The organism is Picosynechococcus sp. PCC 7002 (assembly GCF_963860125.1).
Taxonomy (GTDB): Bacteria; Cyanobacteriota; Cyanobacteriia; order Cyanobacteriales; family MRBY01; genus MRBY01.
The window spans coordinates 2,427,644-2,447,266 of record NZ_CAWLFA010000001.1 but is presented as its reverse complement, the minus strand read 5'-3'; the positions used below and the strand labels follow the sequence as shown (position 1 = coordinate 2,447,266).

The following is a 19,623-nucleotide window of genomic DNA, read 5'->3' as shown; positions in this document are numbered from 1 at the left end:
GAAACATCTACTATGGTTGCCTCCTCACTTTCCCCCACCATTCTCGTCATTGAAGACGAAGATTCGATCCGAGAGCTCATCGTCACCTTGCTCATCGCCGAAGATTATCAGGTTCTAGAAGCAGAAAATGGGCAGATTGGCGTCGGCATTGCCATTGAAAATCGTCCAGATCTAATTATTTGTGACATCATGATGCCGGGCATGGACGGTTATGGTGTCTTAGAAATTCTCCAAGCAGATCCAGAAACCGAAACGATTCCATTCATTTTTTTAACGGCCAAAGGTACGAAAGAAAATATTCGCCAAGGGATGAACTTGGGGGCCGATGATTACCTCACAAAGCCCTTTACCACCTACGAGTTACTTGACGCCATTAAAACACGTTTGCGGAAACATCGCTCCTGGCAGGGGTATTTTCAGCAAAAGAAACAGGCTGGCGATCGCCAACAAATCAACTACGCCGTTACCCACGATCCCATTACCCAGCTTCCCAATCAACTCGCCCTCCGGGATGACCTCAACCGCCTCCTAAAACAGTGGGAACCGTTCGTTCAGCAGCAACTCCAACCCCATGAGTCGTGGCAGATTCCCATTTTCTATCTGAGCGTTGATCGCTTTGAAAAAATCAACGAATTATTTGGCTATCAATTTGGTAATGCTGTCCTCAAGCATATCGTGCGCCAGTTGGTGACGGTGGTGGCCGAGGAGGCCTATTTAGCCTGTTTAAATTACACAGATTTTGTGGTGATTTATCCCCCCAATTGTGCGGTGCATGAGGCCGAACTCAATCAAATGGCAGAGCAGATCCTAGAAGCCTTTGGCAGCCCCCTGACGGTCAATGGACAAAAGATCTTGATCAATTGGTACATCGGGATGATTACCATGCCCTACCGGGAATACAACTTCGATAAGTATCTCAACCAAGCAAAAGAGGCGATGGAGACGGCGCGGCAACGGGGCAGCACGAACTATTATTTCCATTTCCAAGAAGCGCAAATTAATGCCAATCACCAAAATCTACTGCTTGATGCGGATCTCTACGACGCGATCCAAAACAATCAACTGACCCTGTATTACCAACCTAAAATTAGTACGACGACGGGCAAAATTGTTGGTGCAGAAGCGCTCATTCGCTGGTTTCATCCCACCTTAGGTATGGTCTCACCGGCGAAGTTTATTCCCCTTGCTGAAAAAAATGGTTTGATCGCCAGCATTGGAGAATGGGTGTTTCGGGCTGCTTGTCACCAGGCTCAACAATGGATGCAAAGGGGCATGAGCGATCTTAGGATCGCTGTTAATCTTTCTGGACGGCAATTTTATCAAGCTCAACTGGTGGAAAATCTGGTCGAAATTACCCAGCAGTATGGGATTAATCCGGCTCAAATCGAACTGGAAGTGACCGAAAGTATTTTGATCTCGGATGTGGAGTTGGCGATCGCCCATCTGCAAGCCCTAAAAAACTCCGGTTTTCCCATTGCCATTGATGATTTTGGGACAGGCTACTCCTCCCTGAGTTATCTCCAAAATTTCCCCTTCGATATCCTTAAAATAGACCGCTGCTTTGTCCGCAACGTCGCCCACAACATTACCAACTCCACCATCGTCAAACACATCATCATGATGGCGAAACAACTCGAACTGACCACCGTTGCTGAGGGGGTCGAAACCATGGCCGAATTAGAATTCCTCAAGACGCAACATTGTGACGAGATCCAGGGGTTTTTGTTTAGTCCGCCGGTGCCCGCCGAAAAATTTACAGCCATGCTCCAGGCCGACCAAAATTTTTACGAACCATGCCCAATCTCCCCTAATCCCGCCTAGCTTCCGACCCTGACGCTACGAAAGAACCGGAGTACGATAGGATTAAGCCTATTCTAATCTTTTTTCGTATACAGACATTTATTAACAATGACTGCAGAGCCTAATCCCGCGATCGCCTTTTCCATGGACGACTTTGAGCATGCCCTCACCGAACACGATTACCAGTTCGAACAGGGACAAGTGGTCACAGGAAAAATCTTTGAACATCTATCCGATGGCGTCCTCGTGGATATTGGTGGAAAATCACCTGGGTTTTCTCCCCTCCGGGACGCACTCCTGGCAGGCGAAACAGATGCCCATACGGCTCTGCCCGTGGGCGAAAATGTTGAATTTTTGATTGTCCGGGGCCAAAATGCCGAAGGCCAAGTCACCCTGTCCCGTCGCAAATTAGCCGAACAACGGGTTTGGGAAGATCTCGCCCAAGCCGCCGAAGCAGGCAACTCCGTCCAAATGCGCGTCACAGGCAGTAATCGGGGCGGCGTCACCGGTGATATTCAAGGACTGCGGGGCTTTATTCCCAACTCCCACCTGGTCGATAAAAATATTGATGATCTCATGGGGCAACTGCTAACGGTTAACTTCTTGGAGTTTGACCAAGAACGTCGCAAATTAGTGCTGTCCCAACGCTATGCCGCCCAGGCCGAAGTGATGCGCCGCCTGTCGATTGGGGCTTTAGTCAGCGGCACCGTAGTGAATATTAAACCCTACGGCGTTTTCGTCGAGCTCGATGGCATGACCGGACTCCTCCATCGCAGTCAAATTAGTGCCAAGCCCGTTGAGCAAATCGAAGCCCTTTTTAGCATTGGCCAAACGGTGCGGGTGCTGATCACAGACATCGAAGAAAGTAATAATCGCATTTCCCTATCTCTCCAGGCCCTCGAAAAATTCCCCGGTGAAGTGATTGAGCAGTTTGACGCAGTACAAACCAATGCCGAGGAACGGGTAGAGGCAGCCCGCAAAAAACTCAATCTGGTTTAAGGCATAAAAATAAGGGAAAATTTTCCCTTGTTAACCGGAATCAAACAATTTGATTATTTGAGGTGGTTTTTTTAGGCCATCTTTTTTTTTTACAAATTTTGCCAGCGACTACTCAAAGTCTAAGTCCGTATGGAGAGAACCAGATTCAACTAAGCTCGATTCTAAGTTCATGCGTTGTTCCATTTGACCGAGAAAATAGCCCGTCATCATGGCGGACGCAAGGAGATTTGCTAAATTTTCGCGGTCGGTGGTGATACTTACTTGAAAATCGTCTGGGGGTAAGACACCGATTAAGCCTCTGACATTGTGGGCGATGATATCTTTTATCTCCGAGCTAGCGGACTGGGCCACCCGTGCAAGTACGTCAGGATTTTGCTGTTGCAAGTATTCCATTAAATTGTTTGCGGCTTGTTCGTCAACGTCGGCGGAAAAGAAGTCAGAGTTAAAAATCATTCCTTAGTCCGAAAATATTTACTGCTCACCCCCCACTTTAGCTTTTATTTATCGGACTGTACATGGTGGGTAACCGGAGAGCCCAGAGAGAGCGCTAGGGGCCAATGGTGTGAATCACGAAGGCGATCGCCCCCAAAAATTCCCCAGGGAAGATCACCTGTAAAATAGATTACGCCCACAAACCCTGTTGTATTCATTTCAACGATGACCGTAAGCCCGCCTCGCCAACCCACTGATTTCCGTGTCAAGCTAGTCAACGGCCTTTTAGCAATTCGGCCAATCGCCGCCCTGGCAAAAAACCGTGCTAGAGCAATGATGATTCAACGGGCCGAAAAGTTAGGGGTGCCCTGGCGAGAAACTGTGGCGACCCTACAAAAACGAGATTGGCAAGCAGATCTCGCGGCGGTTGAAAATCCAGATTTAACTTATCCCGAATACTACCTGCGTTCCTTCCATGCCTATGAAGCCGGAAATTTGGGTTGGGAGCCGGCCCTAGAGGTCGAGTCGGCGGCCTATTCTGTCCATTCAACCTTGTTTGGGGAACCGAACGTCCAAGGGGATGCGTTGTTGCGGGATAGTTATCACCAAATTTTGAAATTCAATATCGATATTACCCCGGAAAAAATTGTTGATATTGGCTGCAGTGTGGGCATGAGCACGGAGGCGCTACAGCAGGTTTTCCCCAATGCTCAGTTAACAGGGGTGGATTTGTCGCCCTATTTTCTCGCAGTGGCAAAATATCGCACCGCCGCTCATCACGCTGATCAGTTTACCTGGTGCCACGCGCCCGGAGAGGACACCCAACTGCCTGGACAATCGTTTGATTTAGTCTCCTGTTCTTTGATTTTCCATGAGCTTCCCCAAACAGCGGCGATCGCCATTTTCCGGGAAGCGAAACGACTCCTTAAGCCCGGCGGTTACTTCGCGCTGATGGACATGAATCCCCAGGCGGAAGTTTATAAAAAAATGCCCCCCTATATTTTGACGTTGCTCAAAAGTACAGAACCCTATTTGGATCAATATTTCAGCCTCGATGTGGCCGAGGAGTTGCAGCGGGCTGGGTTTGAAGCGCCCTTCATCCAAGAAAATACCGTCCGTCACCGCACGGTTATTGCCAAGGTCAGGGATTAAGCGATGGTAAAACGGGTTGTGATTTTGGGAGCAGGGGTCGTTGGGGCGGCGATCGCCTACGAGTTGAGTCAACTGGATCAGTTCAAGATTACGGTTTTGGACACAGCCCAACCCGCCAGGGGCTCGACGGGGGCTGCCTTGGGGATGCTGATGGGGATCATCAGTCGCAAAACGAAAGGACGCGCCTGGACATTACGCCGCCGCAGTATGGAACGCTTTCCGAGACTTTTAGAGGAACTTGCCGCCGCAGGTCAGCCAGTACCCCACAATTCTCACGGCATTTTGAAATTATTGCGGGAACCAGAAGAACTAGAAAAAGGCGATCGCCTCCGGGAATTGCGCCAAGCATCGGGTTGGCAGTTGGCAATCTGGGATCAAGAAATCATTCAACAACATTGTCCCCACCTCCAAGCCAAGGAAGCCGCTGGCGGCATTTTTTCGCCCCAGGATTTCCAGGTGCAGCCCGTCCCCTTCACCAAAGCCTTACTAGCCGTCGCCCAACAGAATGGTGCGCACTGCTACTTTGGAATTTCCCAACCCAAGTTGGAGATCACAGATCAACATTGTCAAAAAATTAGCACAGATCAAAACAGCTATCCTTGCGATTGGCTCATTGTTTCAGCGGGTCTGGGTTCCCTGGAGGTTACTAAACATCTAAGCGAAAGCCTGTCCCTGGGGCCAGTATTGGGGCAAGCCTTTCACCTGCGCGTGCCAAAAAAGCTTGAACCGCAAACCCCTTTTCAACCCGTGGTTAGCTTTGAAGATATCCATGTGGTACCCCTGGGCCAAGGGGAATATTGGGTAGGGGCGACGGTGGAATTTCCTGCTGAAACAGGTGGAATCACTCCAGACATCACCCTCGCCGATCAAGTGCTCCAAAAGGCGATCGCCTTCTATCCGCTTTTAAAAAATGCAGAAATTCTCCGGCATTGGTCAGGGAAACGGCCCCGGCCCAACGGTCAAGGTGCTCCCGTTCTCAAAGGGTTAGCGGGTTACGACAATATCCTCCTGGCCACAGGCCACTACCGCAATGGCGTCCTCCTGGCCCCAGCGACGGCCCTAACGATTCGCGATTGGCTCCTGGCCCCAGAAACCATTCCTTTTTAGTTTGTCCCAGTCCCTAATTTTTCTCACGTAAACCATGACGACCTCCGGCACCCTTTATTTGGTGGGCACCCCCATCGGCAATCTCGATGACATGACTTTCCGGGCGATCGCCACCCTCAAAAACGTCGATCTGATCGCCGCCGAAGACACCCGACACACCGGCAAACTTCTCAAGCATTTTCAAATTGCCACCCCCCAAATTAGCTACCACGACCACAACCGTCATCAACGGCAGGCGCAACTCCTCGAAAAATTACGCAGTGGGCTAAATATTGCCCTCGTGAGTGATGCCGGATTACCGGGGATCAGCGATCCGGGCTTTGAATTGGTCGCCAGTGCGATCGATACAGAAATTACGGTGGTGCCCATTCCTGGGGTTAGTGCCGGACTCACGGGCTTAATTGCCTCTGGATTATCACCGGAAAAATTTGTCTTTGAAGGTTTTTTACCCCCGAAAAAGAAGGATCGCCATCAGTTACTAACGGAGTTATCCCAAGAACCCCGCACCCTGATTTTCTACGAAGCGCCCCACCGATTGGTAAAAACCTTAACGGATTTGCTGGAACATTTTGAAGGCGATCGCCCCCTTGTCTGCGCCAGGGAACTGACCAAACTCCACGAAGAATTTTGGCGCGGCCCCCTCGAAACAGCCCTCACCCATTACCAGCAGCACAACCCCAAGGGAGAATTCACCCTGATCTTGGCCGGAGCAAGCCCACAAACTGACCACGAGGCACTGACCGATGCTGAAATTTTGGCCCAACTTCAGGCGTTAATGCAACAGGGCATGAGTCGTTCTGGGGCTAGCCGCACCCTCGCCCAACAGCTGAATTTATCCCGCCGCCATATCTACCAACTCAGCACAGAGCTAGAGGGTTAACTCTAGGAAGACGCTTGGGTTTTGGGCTTGTTGTTGTCTGCTTTAGCCTGGTAAGTAAATTCTTCGACGGCACCGGGTTCCCCTAAACGGTGGGGTTGCTGGTTGTTGATGGTAATGTAAACAGCCCCTGCATTGCCGGAACGGACGCGCACACTTTCATCGGCAATCCATTGTTTTTGGGTGCCCTTGGCGAGGGTGCCTTCAAAGGCCGTTTGACCATCGATTTCGACGCGCATCCAGGCCATTTCCTGGGCGCGAATATCCACCACCACGGACTCTGGTACATCTGCCCCATTGTTGTTGGGGTCGATCGGGGCGGTGACTGACGGGGATAGTGCTGTGGTCTGGGCTGTGTTACGTTCCTGGCGGGCTGGGGTTGTGCTCTCCAGGAGAGCTGGATCAAGTTGGGGCGTCAGACTGGGGTTTTGGTTGCGGACGATGTTGCCCAGGGATTGCACCGTGGCAACAATGATCAACAAATAGGCAAGGTACAGATGACTCGGCCGCAACTGGAAATGGTAAATAAATTGGCTCCAACGGGGAATATGCCAACGATTTTGGGTTTCGGCTTGGGGAAATTCCTGGGCGATCGCCGTTCCATCGAGGCCAAGACATTCCGCATAGCAACGCAGGAGACCTTGGAGATAAACCGGTTCTGGGAGTTGCTCTAGGCGACCCGCTTCAATATTTTCAAGGAGTGCCCGACGAATGTTCGTTTTACGGGACACAAAGGCGAGGGACCAGTCTTTGGCGAGGCGTTGTTGCTGCAACTGGACACCAATTTGGGCGAGGTATTCTTGCTGGGGGATGGGGGAATGGATCGCTGTCTCCTTCATGCTTGGTACTCCCGGACTGGGGCGGATGAATGGAATGGGAAATTAGAATTATATTGGGATCGGAGCTGTTTGATCTCCGCTTTCGTTAGGGGACGGGCTTGGCCCCGTTGCAGATCGCCCAGGTGTAGGTTACCAATGGCGAGACGATGGAGTTTTACCACAGGAAAACCGAGCTGTTCAGCGACCCGACGGATCTGGCGGTTGCGCCCTTCGGTAAGCATGATATCAATACAGGTTTTATCTTGGGTAATGGTTTTGAGGTGAATTTGGGTGGGCAAGGTACGGCGATCGCCCAACATTACCCCCTGACGCCACTGATCGAGGACATGTTCTGGTACTTTCCCCTTGAGCCAAACGCGATAGGTTTTGGGAATGTGGTATCGAGGATGAGTCAAGGCCAGGGTGAAATTACCGTCATTGGTCAGCAGCAACGCCCCTGTGGATTGGGCATCGAGGCGGCCGATGGGATGGATTCCCTTTCCTTGCCGTAGCGGAGGGGGCAGCAAATCTAAAACCGTCGATCGTCCCTTGGGATCAGCGCAGGTGGAAACCACACCCTTGGGTTTGTGGATTAGGTAATAGTAATGTCGCGGGCGTTCGGTCGCCTTGAGGGGTTTCCCGTCAACACAGAGGCGATCGCCTTCTGGATCCGCTTGATCCCCCAATTGAACGGGTTTGCCATTGAGGGTCACCCGTCCAGCGAGAATGAGTTTTTCTGCTCCCCGCCGTGACGCAATGCCCCAACGGGCGAGAATTTTTTGCACCCTTTCAGCCATAGATTATGGAGTGCTGGTTTCTAAAAAGCCAGGAAAATTGCAAGTCATATTTTACAAATCTTAGCAGGTGTTGTTTCCCCGCATAAATACCTAAAATCAAAGGCGGATGTCGAAATTCCTTGACAAAAGTAAGCTAAAGCGTGGGCTGACCTTGATCGTTTACCCACGACATCCGGCGTAATTTCGTCGGCTTAACGACCAATGGTGATGTTCCCCACCCGGATGGGGACGCAGGCGTGGGTCATTTGGGCAATCTGCATTGGTTCTCCTTTACCGCACATATCAGTGCCGCGCTGTTCTAATTCTGAGGCCGGGGCGATCGCCTCGACTTTATTCCAAAATTCTGTGGTCATGCTCTGGTAGGTAAGATTTTTGACCATGCCTTGAAGCTGGCCATTTTTAATCCGCCAGACGCCATTGCCGCCAAACTGGAAATTCCGCCGTTGCTGGTCAATGGAAAAAGTATCATCCCCGTCGATGAGATAACCATCTTTGGTATCGGCGATCATTGCCGCGAGGGTTGCCGTGCGATCGCCCCCTGGTTCCCCTGGTTCGAGGCCGAGATTCGGAATCCGCACCATGGGAACACTGGCCCAACTATCGGCAAAGGCACAGCCATTACTCTCCGGGCGGCCAAGGCGATGGGCGGTTTCCCGGTCGGTGAGATAATCCGTCAAAATACCATCTTTAACCACGTACCATTCCTGGGCCTTGACCCCTTCGTCATCATAGCCAGCCGTGCTGCGGCCACCGGGTTGGGTGCGGTCAGCCTTGAAATTGACCCAAGGAGCTGCGTATTGCAACTGGTTTAGATGATTGGTGGTGGCGAAGCTCGTCCCGGCAAAATTTGCCTCATAGCCATAGACCCGGTCTAGCTCCGTGGGATGGCCGACAGATTCATGGATCGGCAACCAGAGATGACTCGGCTTGAGGATCAAGGTGGTTTCACCGCTGGGGGCTTCGGGGGCGTGGACTTTTTCGATGGCTTCCTGGGCGACGCGCGCGACATTGTTCCGGAGGGTTTCCGGTTCGATGTGTTCGTAGCCGAGGTTCAAAGGCGATCGCTCATATTTGCGACCCTGGGCGTCTCCATTGGCCACCGCCGTACAACCCATCCCGGCGCCACTGCGATAGAGCCGTTGTTCAATTAACGACCCTTCCGTCGATGCAAAAATTTTATCTTCTTGGGTAAAGCTCAAATAGGCATAGGCTTTTTTAATCTGGGGATCATGGCCTAAGAACCGATCCGTTAAATCGAGGAGGAGGTTTGTCTTTTCCGTGAGGGATACCGCAAAGGGATCAATTTGAATCGGCGTTTCGTAGCGATCGCGGTAGGCTGGCACTGGCACCAAGCGAATTGGTTCCCGTTGGCTGAGGCGACTGCCTTTAGCAATATCAATGGCCAACTGCACAACGCGCACAATTTCTGCGGTCGTCCGCCGGTGACTCGCGGCAAATCCCCAGGCCCCCTGCCATAGGACTCGCACCCCAAAACCAGCGCTCACATTATCACTGAGGCGTTTGAGGGAACGATCCTGGGCCCAGAGTCGCTGCTTGCGATAGGTACAAAGACGAATTTCGCCGTACTCACAACCCTGGTTTCGGATTAGCTGAATGGCGGCCTGGGCGAGGTCGCTAAACGTCACATGTTGGGGGTGAGGCGCGGCTTGAACCATGGTTTAAAAAAGAATGAGGTTGTTGTGATCTTAATGAATATTTTGGGCGATCGCCTGACCCGCGAGCCAACTGGTCGTCCAAGCACTCTGGAAATTGAAGCCCCCCGTAATCCCATCGATGTCGAGCACTTCCCCGGCGAAAAAGAGGCCAGGACAACGGCGACTTTCGAGGGTTTTGAAGTTCACTTCCTTGAGGGAAACACCGCCGCAGGTGACAAATTCTTCTTTGAAAACGCCCTTCCCTTGGATGTTGTATTGGCCCTGGGTTAATTCTTGACAGAGGATATTCAGTTGTTTTTTCGCGAGATCCGCCCAATTTTGATCGGGGCTGATCCCCGCAGCTTGGGTCAAACTTTGCCATAGACGCTTGGGAAGGTCTACTGGAGCAAGGGTCGTAATTTTCTTTTTGGGATGTTGGGTCTTAAAAGTTTGGATGTCTTGACGGAGGGTTTCTGGATTAATGTCGGGGAGCCAATTCACCGTGAGGGACATTGTGTAGCGGTGTTCGGCTAACGTGCGCGCCCCCCAAGCCGAGAGTTTTAAAACCGCTGGCCCACTGAGGCCCCAATGGGTAATCAGCAGTGGCCCCATTTGTTCGAGCTTTTTCTTTTTATCTAACTTGATGCTGACGGTCGCCTCAGACACACTCACTCCCGCTAAACCCTGAAGACGGGGATCATTAATCTGGAACGTAAATAACGATGGTTGCGGCGGAATAATCTTGTGGCCCAAGGTGGCGGCCAATCGATGCCCGGAAGGATGACTTCCCGTCGCCAACAAAATGAAATCAGCCAAAAGGCGATCGCCCCCCTTGAGATTCACCTGAAATTGTCCTGTTTCATCTTGAATAATGCTTTGCACAACAGCCCCGGTGCGACATTGGATTTTTGCCTGGGTTGCTGCTGCGAGAAAAGCCCGGATAATCGTTTCGGAATCGTCTGTCACCGGGAACATTCGTCCGTCGACTTCGGTTTTGAGCTTGACCCCTTCGGCCTTGAGCCAAGCAATCATGTCCTGGGGTTGAAACTGACTGAAGGCCCCCCGTAATTCCCGCTGGCCCCTCGGATAGGCCTTGACTAATTCCACGGGATCAAAGCAATGGTGGGTAACATTACAGCGGCCGCCCCCAGAGATTTTCACTTTGCTCAAAAATGTTTTACCCGCTTCGAGGATAATCACCTCTAACTTTGGGTTCGTCCGGGCAGCGGCGATCGCCCCAAAAAAACCCGCCGCACCGCCCCCAACGACGATTAATCTTGCCATGGTTTGTTAGTAATTCTTTGTCCACTCCAGCCCATAGAGGATCCCAGAAAGGAGCGTCAGGAGCAACATGATATTGATGATGCCCCCCGGCAGTAGCGTAAAGGGCGGCACCCCAAACCCTCGCAAAATCCAGAGCAACAAAAAGCAGACGAGACAAGTAATAAAGAGGTAGAGAACACCGGAAGAATTGGAGCGATTCACAGGGCGACACACCGGGTCAAATAACGTCTCTAGTTTAACATTTGCCCCTTGGGGCCGCCCAAAACCCGCTATCATAAACAGTTGCAAAAATATCTAGATCAACACCCTCCTATGACCCAGCAATACCGGATCACCCTCCTCCCTGGCGATGGCATTGGCCCCGAGATTTTGGCCGTGGCAGTGGACGTTTTAAAAACCATTGGCCAACAATTTGATCTAGAGTTTGTTTTTACCGAAGCTTTGATGGGGGGCGCAGCCATTGATGCCACTGGGGAACCCCTCCCCCAAGCGACCCTAGATGCTTGTAAAGCCAGTGATGCGGTATTGTTTGCGGCCATTGGCGGCTACAAATGGGATAACCTTCCCCGGGCGCAACGGCCAGAAACGGGTCTATTGGGTTTGCGGGCGGGCCTGGGTCTGTTTGCAAATTTGCGTCCGGCCACGATTTTGCCTCAATTGATTGATGCGTCTACCCTGAAGCGGGACGTGGTCGAAGGGGTAGACATTATGGTGGTGCGGGAACTTACTGGCGGTATTTATTTCGGGAAGCCCAAAGGCAGCGTCACTTTAGAAACGGGCGAGAAACGGGGCTTTAACACCATGGTCTATGACGAATCGGAAGTGGATCGCATTGCGAAAGTCGCCTTTGACATTGCCCAAAAACGGGGTAAACGTCTCTGTTCTGTGGATAAGGCGAATGTCCTCGATGTGTCCCAACTGTGGCGCGATCGCCTGAATCTAATGGCCGAAAATTATCCCGATGTGGAACTGTCCCATCTCTACGTTGATAATGCCGCCATGCAGCTTATCCGCGCTCCCAAACAGTTTGACACCATTGTCACGGGGAATTTATTTGGGGACATTCTTTCCGATGCGGCCGCCATGCTTACGGGGAGTATCGGGATGTTGCCCTCGGCTAGTTTGGGGGCGGATGGCCCTGGGGTTTACGAGCCCGTCCATGGGTCTGCGCCAGATATTGCTGGCCAGGATAAGGCGAATCCTCTGGCGATGGTGCTCAGTGCGGCGATGATGTTGCGCTATTCTTTTGACCAACCAGAAGCAGCAGCCAAAATCGAACAAGCGGTACAAACGGTACTCGATCAAGGCTTCCGCACCGGCGACATCATGTCCGAGGGCATGACTCTCCTGGGCTGTAAAGGCATGGGCGAAAAACTCTTGGCGGCCCTCAATGCTTAGGTCTCACCTTGGAGGTTGATGCGGGTAAAAAATTCGGCGGGCTATTTTTTTGAAAACACCTTTTGGCCATGGGGAACCTGAACTTTTCGAGACGGATTCCCCTACTGTCAAATTCTCCAGACAAAAATACAATAAATGGGTAAGTTCTAGGGTTTCTTTTCGGAGAAGCGATGGGACTTTATCTTAATATTTATTGTTCTGTCCTATGCAACCCACTAACCCGAATCAATTTACCGAAAAAGCCTGGCAGGCGATCGCCCAAACGCCGGACATTGCCAAACAAAATCAGCAGCAGCAGATCGAATCTGAACATCTGCTACAGGCACTGTTAGAGCAAGACGGCCTCGCGAAAAGTATTTTTACCAAAGCGGAGATTCCCCTCTCAACATTGCGAGACCGCACCGCAACCTTTATTGCCCAGCAACCGAAAATATCCCAACCGAGCGAATCGGTTTATTTAGGCCGGAGTTTAGACCTCCTTTTAGACCGCGCCGATCAACACCGAAAATCCTTTGGGGATGACTTTATTTCCGTTGAACATTTAATCTTGAGCTATGCCAAAGATGACCGTTTTGGCAAAAATCTCTACAAAGAATTTGACCTCACAGAAAATAAATTAAAGACGATCATTACGCAAATTCGAGGTAATCAAAAGGTGACCGACCAAAACCCGGAAGGGAAATACGAATCCTTAGAAAAATATGGCCGTGATTTAACGAGTCTCGCCCGCAACGGCAAACTAGACCCGGTCATTGGTCGCGATGATGAAATTCGCCGCACGATTCAAATTCTCTCCCGCCGCACGAAAAATAATCCGGTTTTGATCGGGGAACCAGGGGTCGGGAAAACGGCGATCGCCGAAGGATTAGCCCAGCGGATCGTTAACCGTGATGTCCCCGAATCCCTAAAAGATCGCACCCTAATCGCCTTGGATATGGGGTCGCTCATTGCTGGGGCAAAATATCGTGGTGAATTTGAAGAACGCCTCAAAGCTGTTTTAAAAGAAGTCACCGATTCCGAAGGGCAGATCATTCTCTTTATTGACGAAATCCACACCGTTGTCGGCGCTGGGGCGACCCAGGGGGCAATGGATGCCGGGAACCTGCTTAAACCCATGCTCGCCCGGGGTGAACTGCGTTGTATTGGCGCGACGACCCTCGATGAATACCGTAAATACATCGAAAAAGATGCGGCCCTAGAACGGCGCTTCCAGTCGGTGATGGTCAACGAACCCAATGTGGTCGATACCATCTCGATTCTGCGGGGTCTGAAGGAACGCTACGAAGTGCACCACGGGGTCAAAATCGCCGATACAGCCCTCGTTGCTGCCGCGATGCTCTCCAACCGTTACATTAGCGATCGCTTTTTACCGGACAAGGCCATTGATCTGGTGGACGAAGCCGCCGCCAAACTGAAGATGGAGATCACCTCCAAGCCAGAAGAACTGGATGAAATTGACCGGAAAATTCTCCAGTTGGAAATGGAAAAACTCTCCATCCAAAAGGAAAAAGATGAAGTTTCCCTTGAGCGACTCGCCAAGCTGGAAAAAGAACTGGCCAATTTTAAGGAAGAGCAGTCCCAACTCAACGCCCAGTGGCAATCGGAAAAAGAATTTATCGACAAAATTCGCTTTCTTAAGGAGGAAATCGATAAAACCAACCTAGAAATTCAACAGGCCGAACGCAATTATGACCTCAATAAGGCGGCAGAGTTGCGCTACGGGAAGTTGACGGAACTGCAACAAAAAATCAAAGATATCGAGAGCAATCTCGCGGCCCAACAGGTAACTGGAGAATCTCTGCTACGGGAAGAAGTGATCGAGTCGGATATCGCTGAAATCATTTCAAAATGGACAGGTATCCCGATTAGTAAATTAATCGAATCGGAAAAAGAAAAGCTGCTCCACCTCGAAGCAGAACTCCACCGTCGGGTTGTCGGCCAAGAAGAAGCCGTTACCGCCGTTGCCGAAGCGATCCAGCGATCGCGCGCCGGACTCGCCGATCCCAACCGTCCTACGGCGAGCTTTATTTTCCTGGGGCCGACGGGGGTCGGGAAAACAGAACTCGCCAAAGCCCTCGCCCAATTTCTCTTTGATACCGAAGAAGCCCTCGTGCGGATCGATATGTCCGAATACATGGAGAAACACGCCGTTTCCCGTTTAATGGGAGCGCCTCCAGGCTATGTGGGCTATGAAGAAGGGGGCCAGTTAACGGAAGCAATTCGCCGCCGTCCCTACTCGGTGATTCTCTTTGATGAAATTGAAAAGGCCCACGCCGATGTGTTTAATGTGATGCTGCAAATCCTGGATGATGGCCGTTTGACCGATTCCCAGGGGCGGACAGTGGACTTTAAAAACACGGTGATCATCATGACCAGTAATATCGGTTCCCAATTTATTCTCGATATTGCCGGGGATGATGCCCGTTACGAGGAAATGCGCAATCGGGTAATGGAGGCGATGAATGCGAACTTCCGGCCGGAATTTCTCAACCGCATCGATGAACTGATTATTTTCCATGGTCTACAAAAAGATCAACTGCGTTCTATTGTTCAACTTCAGGTGAATCGCCTCGCCGAACGCCTCGCGGAACAGAAGATCAGCATTCAACTCACCCCAGAAGCCTATGATTTCATTGCTGAGGTGGGTTATAACCCGGTCTATGGTGCGAGACCCCTCAAGCGGGCCGTCCAGAAATATGTCGAAACGGCGATCGCCAAAGGGATCCTCAAGGGTGAATTTAAAGCAGGCAGTGCCATTACAGTCGATGTGAAAGATGAACGTTTGACTTTTCGTATTTAAACGCCTTTGAAATTCATCTTCATCAACAAACCCTGTGTTAGAGGCTTAGAAGCTAACACAGGGTCTTGAGTTTCTAAATATTTATTTATGTCAACTCAACGCAAGAAAAAGCCTAGCGTGGCATCACATTGATGTTTACCAAGCTCATGGCGTTGCCTTCTGGGTTGGAGACAATCACTTGATTCGTTGCAGGAATAAATTCAATCCCTTCTGGCTCAAACCCAGCCTCTTGATTGGCCCGAACAACATCAGGGTTGAGAACGACAGTATCGAGCAGCTGAACATTTCTAGGGTTGGAAATGTCATGGATTGTGATCGCATCTGAACGCTCGATCGCCACGAATGCTAGGGTACGACCATTTACAACACCAACGGAAACAACCTCAGGTTCTGGGCCTTTGCTGTTACAGCGCTGGGGCAAGCCGAGGGCGATGATGCTTTCTTCGATGGAATTGCCGCTATCTCCCAAAAGTTCACCCGTGGTTGCGTCAAAGACACTAATACTGCGGGTACCATGGGGACTTAAGAGAATTCCTTCGTAGGACTGGTTATTGACATTGGTCAAATTATCTTCATCGGCGGTGACAAAGTAGCGACCATCTGGGGTAATGGCAATGCCATCGGGTTCACGGGCAGAGGTGAATTCTTGTCTGAGGGATAGGTCATAGCTGCCAGAACGACAGCTTCCTTCTCCAACTTTATCTTGAACTAAACCGAAACCCGTACGAACGCCGACATCAAAGTTTTGCACCGAAAAGATATCAGGGGTTAGACGTTTGGGCAAAGGAGAGGGAATTTCAATGCGAGCGACAGCATTATTTTCTTGTAGTGTGGCGACAATAAAAGAGCTATCAGCCGCGATGCGAACCGTCTCAGGCTGTGGGTCGTGGGGGAAAAAGGGAATATTGTCGGGGGGAATGGGCACCTCGACCTGGGTCATGCGATTGGGGCCACGTCGGAGATCAATGATCGAAACGGTTCCAGCGCCGTTTTCTAGGTTCGTCAGATCTTCTTCGTTTTCTTCATCTTCATTGGCGACGGCAGCAAACTGACCATTCGGGGCGATCGCCACGGAGTCTGGGCCGCGACCTACAGTTACGTGCCCAAGGGGTTCTAGATCGGGGAGAGAGAGGGCCACGACCTTGCCTGGCATTTCGTCAAAGGTATCCAGATTTGCGTCATCTGCGTCTTTGACCCCGATGAGTGCGAAGGCCCCGTCTGGGCTAATGGAAACTCCAGTGAGTTCAGCGTCCGCAGAACCTGCGGGCAAAAATTCATCCGTTAGGGTCCAAGTCCCTTCGACGGTTAAGGCATTATCTTCGATCGCCACTAAGGTCGCTGTTTTTGCGCCGACCACAAGGGCGTGGCGACCATCTTTTGTGACAGCGAGCATTTCTGCGCCGGCGAGATCCGTTAATGTGAAAACAACTTCACCTCGAATAGTTGCGTTTTGGGCGATCGCTTGGGGCGGAAAGATTAGCGTGCCCAATGGAAGGCCGGCAAGAGTCGATAAGAGAGCTAACTTGAAACTAGCTTTTAGCTTGGGCTTCACCATTGATGCCACTAAGCTTTTCACACCACTATTTAAGTTCATTACCTAATATTTATTTGATTAATACCACGACCCCAACGATACAATGGAAAGAGAATTGCTTGAGTTAAAAAGAAACTAAGCAAAGTTTAATTTTAGATTTTGTAAAGACTATTTTTTGTGATTTTATTATTGTTTTTTAGTCAAATATTTTTTAGCTAAGGTGCAACTAAAAGTAATTAAATCAAGAAGATAATGTCTTACATTAAGCGAAGGGATTAGAGCCATGCTGAAGCATTGTTAACCTTGACCTTCCCGCATGGATCCATGATGGAGTTGCTTTCCCTTTTCTTTCTCCGGCACAATAGAAGACCGTGCAGTTTAGTCAGGGAAACATAACGATGGCCAGTCAGTGGGAAAATTTTCTAAAAAATCTGGGGAACTGGCGCGGTTCCTTTGCGGGGGTCAATCTAGATGGCGAGATCACCACGGAAGTCCCCTCTATTTTGACCCTATCACTCATCGACGGGAACCGGGATAAGGTGCTGTTTACCCTGCGGCGCTTTGAGAATGGCGGCTATGACAGCGAACCCACCAGCAATATGTCCCAGGAATTTACCGGATTGGGGCGGCACACGATGTTTTTCGATACGGGGTCTTTCTCGAAAGGTTCCATGTGTCTCTCGTCCATCTCATCGTTCATCGCCGAATATGGATTTATCAAAGGCGATCGCCGGATGCGGATGGTGCAAATGTATGGCGATGCCTTTACCTTCAATAAATTGGTCTTTATCCGAGAATTTCGTGAGGGAAGCAATGCCCAGGAACGACCACCACTGACTGTGGAACAACTTTTGGGTACCTGGGAAGCGGAATACTACGTTTACACCCCCGATCTCGATCCCCCCAAGGTGCACCAGAGCCGCTTAACCCTCAGCAAAGAAGGCGATTATCTCCACCAGACCCTCGAATTAGAACACCAAACCATCGCCTCTAAAGGACAGATCCAAGGCAAGACGATTCGCTTCACGGAAGGCAGTACGCCCCGCAATCTGGTGCTATTACCCGATGGGGCTTCGATGAATGTGCCGCCCCAATTGGCCCAGCGGCAAGCTTTTTTTGTGGAAGCAGGTTGGCTCGTCAGCGACAACGAACGACAACGGATCATGCGCAATTACAATGACCGGGGTGAATGGGTTAGTTCGACGTTGATTTTTGAGCGACGGGTGGCCTAGGCTGCGGTTGGCAGAGAGTTTGGTGTAGTTGATAGCGGTATTCGGCGTCGAGAAATTGGTGCTGGAGTTTTGTCCACTGGTGCCAAGTTTGGTGGCGATTATCGTGGAAAATTTGACAGAGGGTAGGCAACTCCTGATCGAACGTTTTACCGAGGGTTTTTTCTAGAAATGCTTGCAGCACTGCATCATCCTGGAGTAAACCGATTAGGGTTTGGACTTTTTTGATGGCCTGGAGCTGATTGGCATAATTCTCACCATAAAAAGGCGCAAAAATTTCCATGGTGTAGCGCGATCGCTTGGCGGCCTTGCGGAGGTCATGGAGAATTGGGCTGTCGGTCGCAAAAAGCGTTTCTAATTGTTTTTTGGAAAGCTTCTTCGGACTGTAACCGACCCACCAACCGGGATGGAGCAACAGTTCGCTGAGTTGGGGCAAGAGTAAATCCGGCAAGATCAGTTGAATATCCACCGAGGCGATCGCCTGATATTGGGGTTGATCTAACCAAGCCTGGGTTGCCCCTTTGAATTCCCCATAACGGGCTGAGTTGAGAAATTTCCGCACCTTAGTGAGTTGTTTTTGACGACGCTTGGCTAATTTTTTGAGGGCAATTTCGAGAATTGTGACTTCAACGGTCGGCAGTTGGGGCAGATACCGCTCCCGAAAAGTCAGGGTTATCACATCCACATCCCGCAACTTCCCCAGAACCCGACCATAACGGCCCACCTGTTTCGGGGTCAGAGCTTCCGGTAAAACCAGGGCAGGGGCAAACCCCAACAACACACTCCGCAAGCGCCGCATCCCCACCCGCATTTGGTGCAATTCTTCCGGATCACGGTCGGCTAAAACCCCCGCTTCGTGGCTGAGGATTTTTTTGTAATGCTTGGCGATCGCCTTATGTGCCCAATTGCCAAAACTTTGTGTTTGGGGTGGCTGCATCATTTATGCCCAAATCAATCTCACCACTTCGATCTTAAGAGGTGCAATTGTGAACTACCCCGCCGCAAGCAGCGGGGCTTCCTACCCAAAGAACAGCTTTCTATTCCGAGGAATAGCGAGTCTTATATTCTGGCGATAGGCGGACTCCCCGGTTCCCGAGGACAAAAATCACGGTTACAAAAAATACTTTGTATGTGTTTAGCTTGGTTTTCGCTATCCGTTGCCGTGTCAACGATATGATTTATGATTATAGAGCATTAATTACGCCCCAAGGGGCGGGGATTTCAACCCTTTGTCGTTAAAACCCGATTAAGAACACACAAGGCTTAATGATTCTGGGTTACAGTGTTTTCCCTCCCAGAGCAAAGCCCTAGTCCAATGTCTAAAGGAACTGTCGTGCTTCTGTCACCCATTGCTTGACCAACCCCAGGGGCGGCGCCAGATCCTTACGCTGGAGGTTCGCCACCTGTAACTTCATAATATTTTGGTGGAGTCGCGAAAAGGGTGTTTGGGCGAGCTGATTTACCGATGCCACGCCACTGTGCAATACTAGGCCGCAATATTGTGTGCCAATACTCGGTACTCTCGCCAGATCCGCCAGGGCCACCCATTTCAAAACGTAATTGGGATGAATTTTGAGGCGACGGGCTAACTGTTGTTTTGCCTGGGATGTGCGAGTAGCTAACAAAAGCTGATGGGTGGTGCGAATCCCTTGGGCGGCGAGTTGGGTCTGTTGTTCTTTGCTCAGGCCGGGTAACTCCGCAATCCGCCAATTACAGGAAGCCATAGGAATCCTTGTTAAAA

Annotated in this window: 17 protein-coding genes; 8 read left to right on the top strand and 9 right to left on the bottom strand. The window is 50.7% G+C overall.

Annotation, left to right across the window (positions count from 1 at the left end):
• Positions 1 to 12: 12 nt before the first annotated feature.
• Together AACQ84_RS11900 and AACQ84_RS11895 are read left to right on the top strand one after the other, a co-directional pair.
• Positions 13 to 1,821: a putative bifunctional diguanylate cyclase/phosphodiesterase gene (locus tag AACQ84_RS11900; RefSeq protein WP_012307960.1), complete on the top strand. Its 1,809-nt coding sequence runs from the start codon at positions 13 to 15 to the stop codon at positions 1,819 to 1,821.
• A gap of 87 nt (positions 1,822 to 1,908) precedes the next feature.
• Positions 1,909 to 2,799, top strand: a complete 891-nt coding sequence (locus AACQ84_RS11895; protein ID WP_012307959.1) for a S1 RNA-binding domain-containing protein — start codon at positions 1,909 to 1,911, stop codon at positions 2,797 to 2,799.
• Positions 2,800 to 2,907: 108 nt separating this feature from the next.
• Here AACQ84_RS11895 and AACQ84_RS11890 read toward each other — a convergent pair whose 3' ends face one another.
• Positions 2,908 to 3,252 carry a DUF760 domain-containing protein gene (locus AACQ84_RS11890; protein ID WP_012307958.1) on the bottom strand — a complete coding sequence of 115 codons (345 nt, stop codon included), beginning with the start codon at positions 3,250 to 3,252 and terminating at the stop codon, positions 2,908 to 2,910.
• A 204-nt stretch (positions 3,253 to 3,456) separates the two neighbouring features.
• Between AACQ84_RS11890 and AACQ84_RS11885 the strand changes: the two genes are divergently transcribed.
• From AACQ84_RS11885 to rsmI, 3 genes are read left to right on the top strand one after another with little or no spacing between them, the layout of a single operon-like run.
• Positions 3,457 to 4,383 (top strand): class I SAM-dependent methyltransferase, encoded by a 927-nt coding sequence (locus tag AACQ84_RS11885; RefSeq protein WP_012307957.1) that lies wholly within the window; start codon positions 3,457 to 3,459, stop codon positions 4,381 to 4,383.
• Positions 4,384 to 4,386: 3 nt separating this feature from the next.
• Positions 4,387 to 5,490, top strand: a complete 1,104-nt coding sequence (locus AACQ84_RS11880) for an NAD(P)/FAD-dependent oxidoreductase (RefSeq protein WP_012307956.1) — start codon at positions 4,387 to 4,389, stop codon at positions 5,488 to 5,490.
• A gap of 34 nt (positions 5,491 to 5,524) precedes the next feature.
• Positions 5,525 to 6,370, top strand: a complete 846-nt coding sequence (rsmI, locus tag AACQ84_RS11875; RefSeq protein WP_012307955.1) for a 16S rRNA (cytidine(1402)-2'-O)-methyltransferase — start codon at positions 5,525 to 5,527, stop codon at positions 6,368 to 6,370.
• A 2-nt stretch (positions 6,371 to 6,372) separates the two neighbouring features.
• Here the strand turns inward: rsmI and AACQ84_RS11870 are convergent, their stop codons facing one another.
• The 5 genes from AACQ84_RS11870 to AACQ84_RS11850 all read right to left on the bottom strand — a co-directional run bounded on the left by AACQ84_RS11870 (position 6,373) and on the right by AACQ84_RS11850 (position 11,197).
• Positions 6,373 to 7,206: a helix-turn-helix domain-containing protein gene (locus AACQ84_RS11870; protein WP_012307954.1), complete on the bottom strand. Its 834-nt coding sequence runs from the start codon at positions 7,204 to 7,206 to the stop codon at positions 6,373 to 6,375.
• The gene (locus tag AACQ84_RS11865; protein ID WP_012307953.1) at positions 7,203 to 7,982 is read right to left on the bottom strand and encodes a pseudouridine synthase; all 780 of its coding nucleotides are present in this window, start codon (positions 7,980 to 7,982) and stop codon (positions 7,203 to 7,205) included. The genes AACQ84_RS11870 and AACQ84_RS11865 overlap by 4 nt, the downstream gene beginning before the upstream one ends.
• A gap of 191 nt (positions 7,983 to 8,173) precedes the next feature.
• Complete coding sequence (locus tag AACQ84_RS11860) at positions 8,174 to 9,658, bottom strand: TldD/PmbA family protein (RefSeq protein WP_012307952.1); 1,485 nt, start codon at positions 9,656 to 9,658, stop codon at positions 8,174 to 8,176.
• Positions 9,659 to 9,688: 30 nt separating this feature from the next.
• Positions 9,689 to 10,921: an NAD(P)/FAD-dependent oxidoreductase gene (locus AACQ84_RS11855; RefSeq protein ID WP_012307951.1), complete on the bottom strand. Its 1,233-nt coding sequence runs from the start codon at positions 10,919 to 10,921 to the stop codon at positions 9,689 to 9,691.
• A gap of 6 nt (positions 10,922 to 10,927) precedes the next feature.
• A complete protein-coding gene (locus tag AACQ84_RS11850) occupies positions 10,928 to 11,197 on the bottom strand; it encodes a hypothetical protein (protein WP_198158652.1) in 270 nt (89 codons plus the stop codon).
• A 36-nt stretch (positions 11,198 to 11,233) separates the two neighbouring features.
• Here AACQ84_RS11850 and leuB point away from each other — a divergent pair, with 36 nt between their 5' ends.
• Together leuB and clpB are read left to right on the top strand one after the other, a co-directional pair.
• The gene (gene leuB, locus AACQ84_RS11845) at positions 11,234 to 12,319 is read left to right on the top strand and encodes a 3-isopropylmalate dehydrogenase (RefSeq protein WP_012307950.1); all 1,086 of its coding nucleotides are present in this window, start codon (positions 11,234 to 11,236) and stop codon (positions 12,317 to 12,319) included.
• Positions 12,320 to 12,524: 205 nt separating this feature from the next.
• Positions 12,525 to 15,119, top strand: a complete 2,595-nt coding sequence (gene clpB / locus AACQ84_RS11840) for an ATP-dependent chaperone ClpB (protein ID WP_012307949.1) — start codon at positions 12,525 to 12,527, stop codon at positions 15,117 to 15,119.
• Between the two features lie 112 nt (positions 15,120 to 15,231).
• On the opposite strand, the gene AACQ84_RS11835 is transcribed toward clpB, so the two are convergent.
• Positions 15,232 to 16,608, bottom strand: a complete 1,377-nt coding sequence (locus AACQ84_RS11835; RefSeq protein WP_143589409.1) for a choice-of-anchor I domain-containing protein — start codon at positions 16,606 to 16,608, stop codon at positions 15,232 to 15,234.
• Positions 16,609 to 17,051: 443 nt separating this feature from the next.
• Here AACQ84_RS11835 and AACQ84_RS11830 point away from each other — a divergent pair, with 443 nt between their 5' ends.
• On the top strand, positions 17,052 to 17,885 hold the full coding sequence (locus tag AACQ84_RS11830; RefSeq protein ID WP_012307947.1) for a DUF3598 family protein: 834 nt from the start codon (positions 17,052 to 17,054) through the stop codon (positions 17,883 to 17,885).
• Here AACQ84_RS11830 and AACQ84_RS11825 read toward each other — a convergent pair.
• Positions 17,848 to 18,822 (bottom strand): CHAD domain-containing protein, encoded by a 975-nt coding sequence (locus AACQ84_RS11825; RefSeq protein WP_041443612.1) that lies wholly within the window; start codon positions 18,820 to 18,822, stop codon positions 17,848 to 17,850. The genes AACQ84_RS11830 and AACQ84_RS11825 overlap by 38 nt on opposite strands.
• A 379-nt stretch (positions 18,823 to 19,201) precedes the next feature.
• Entirely contained in the window at positions 19,202 to 19,606 is a 405-nt protein-coding gene (locus AACQ84_RS11820) for a DUF4332 domain-containing protein (RefSeq protein WP_012307945.1), read from the bottom strand.
• Positions 19,607 to 19,623: the final 17 nt, after the last annotated feature.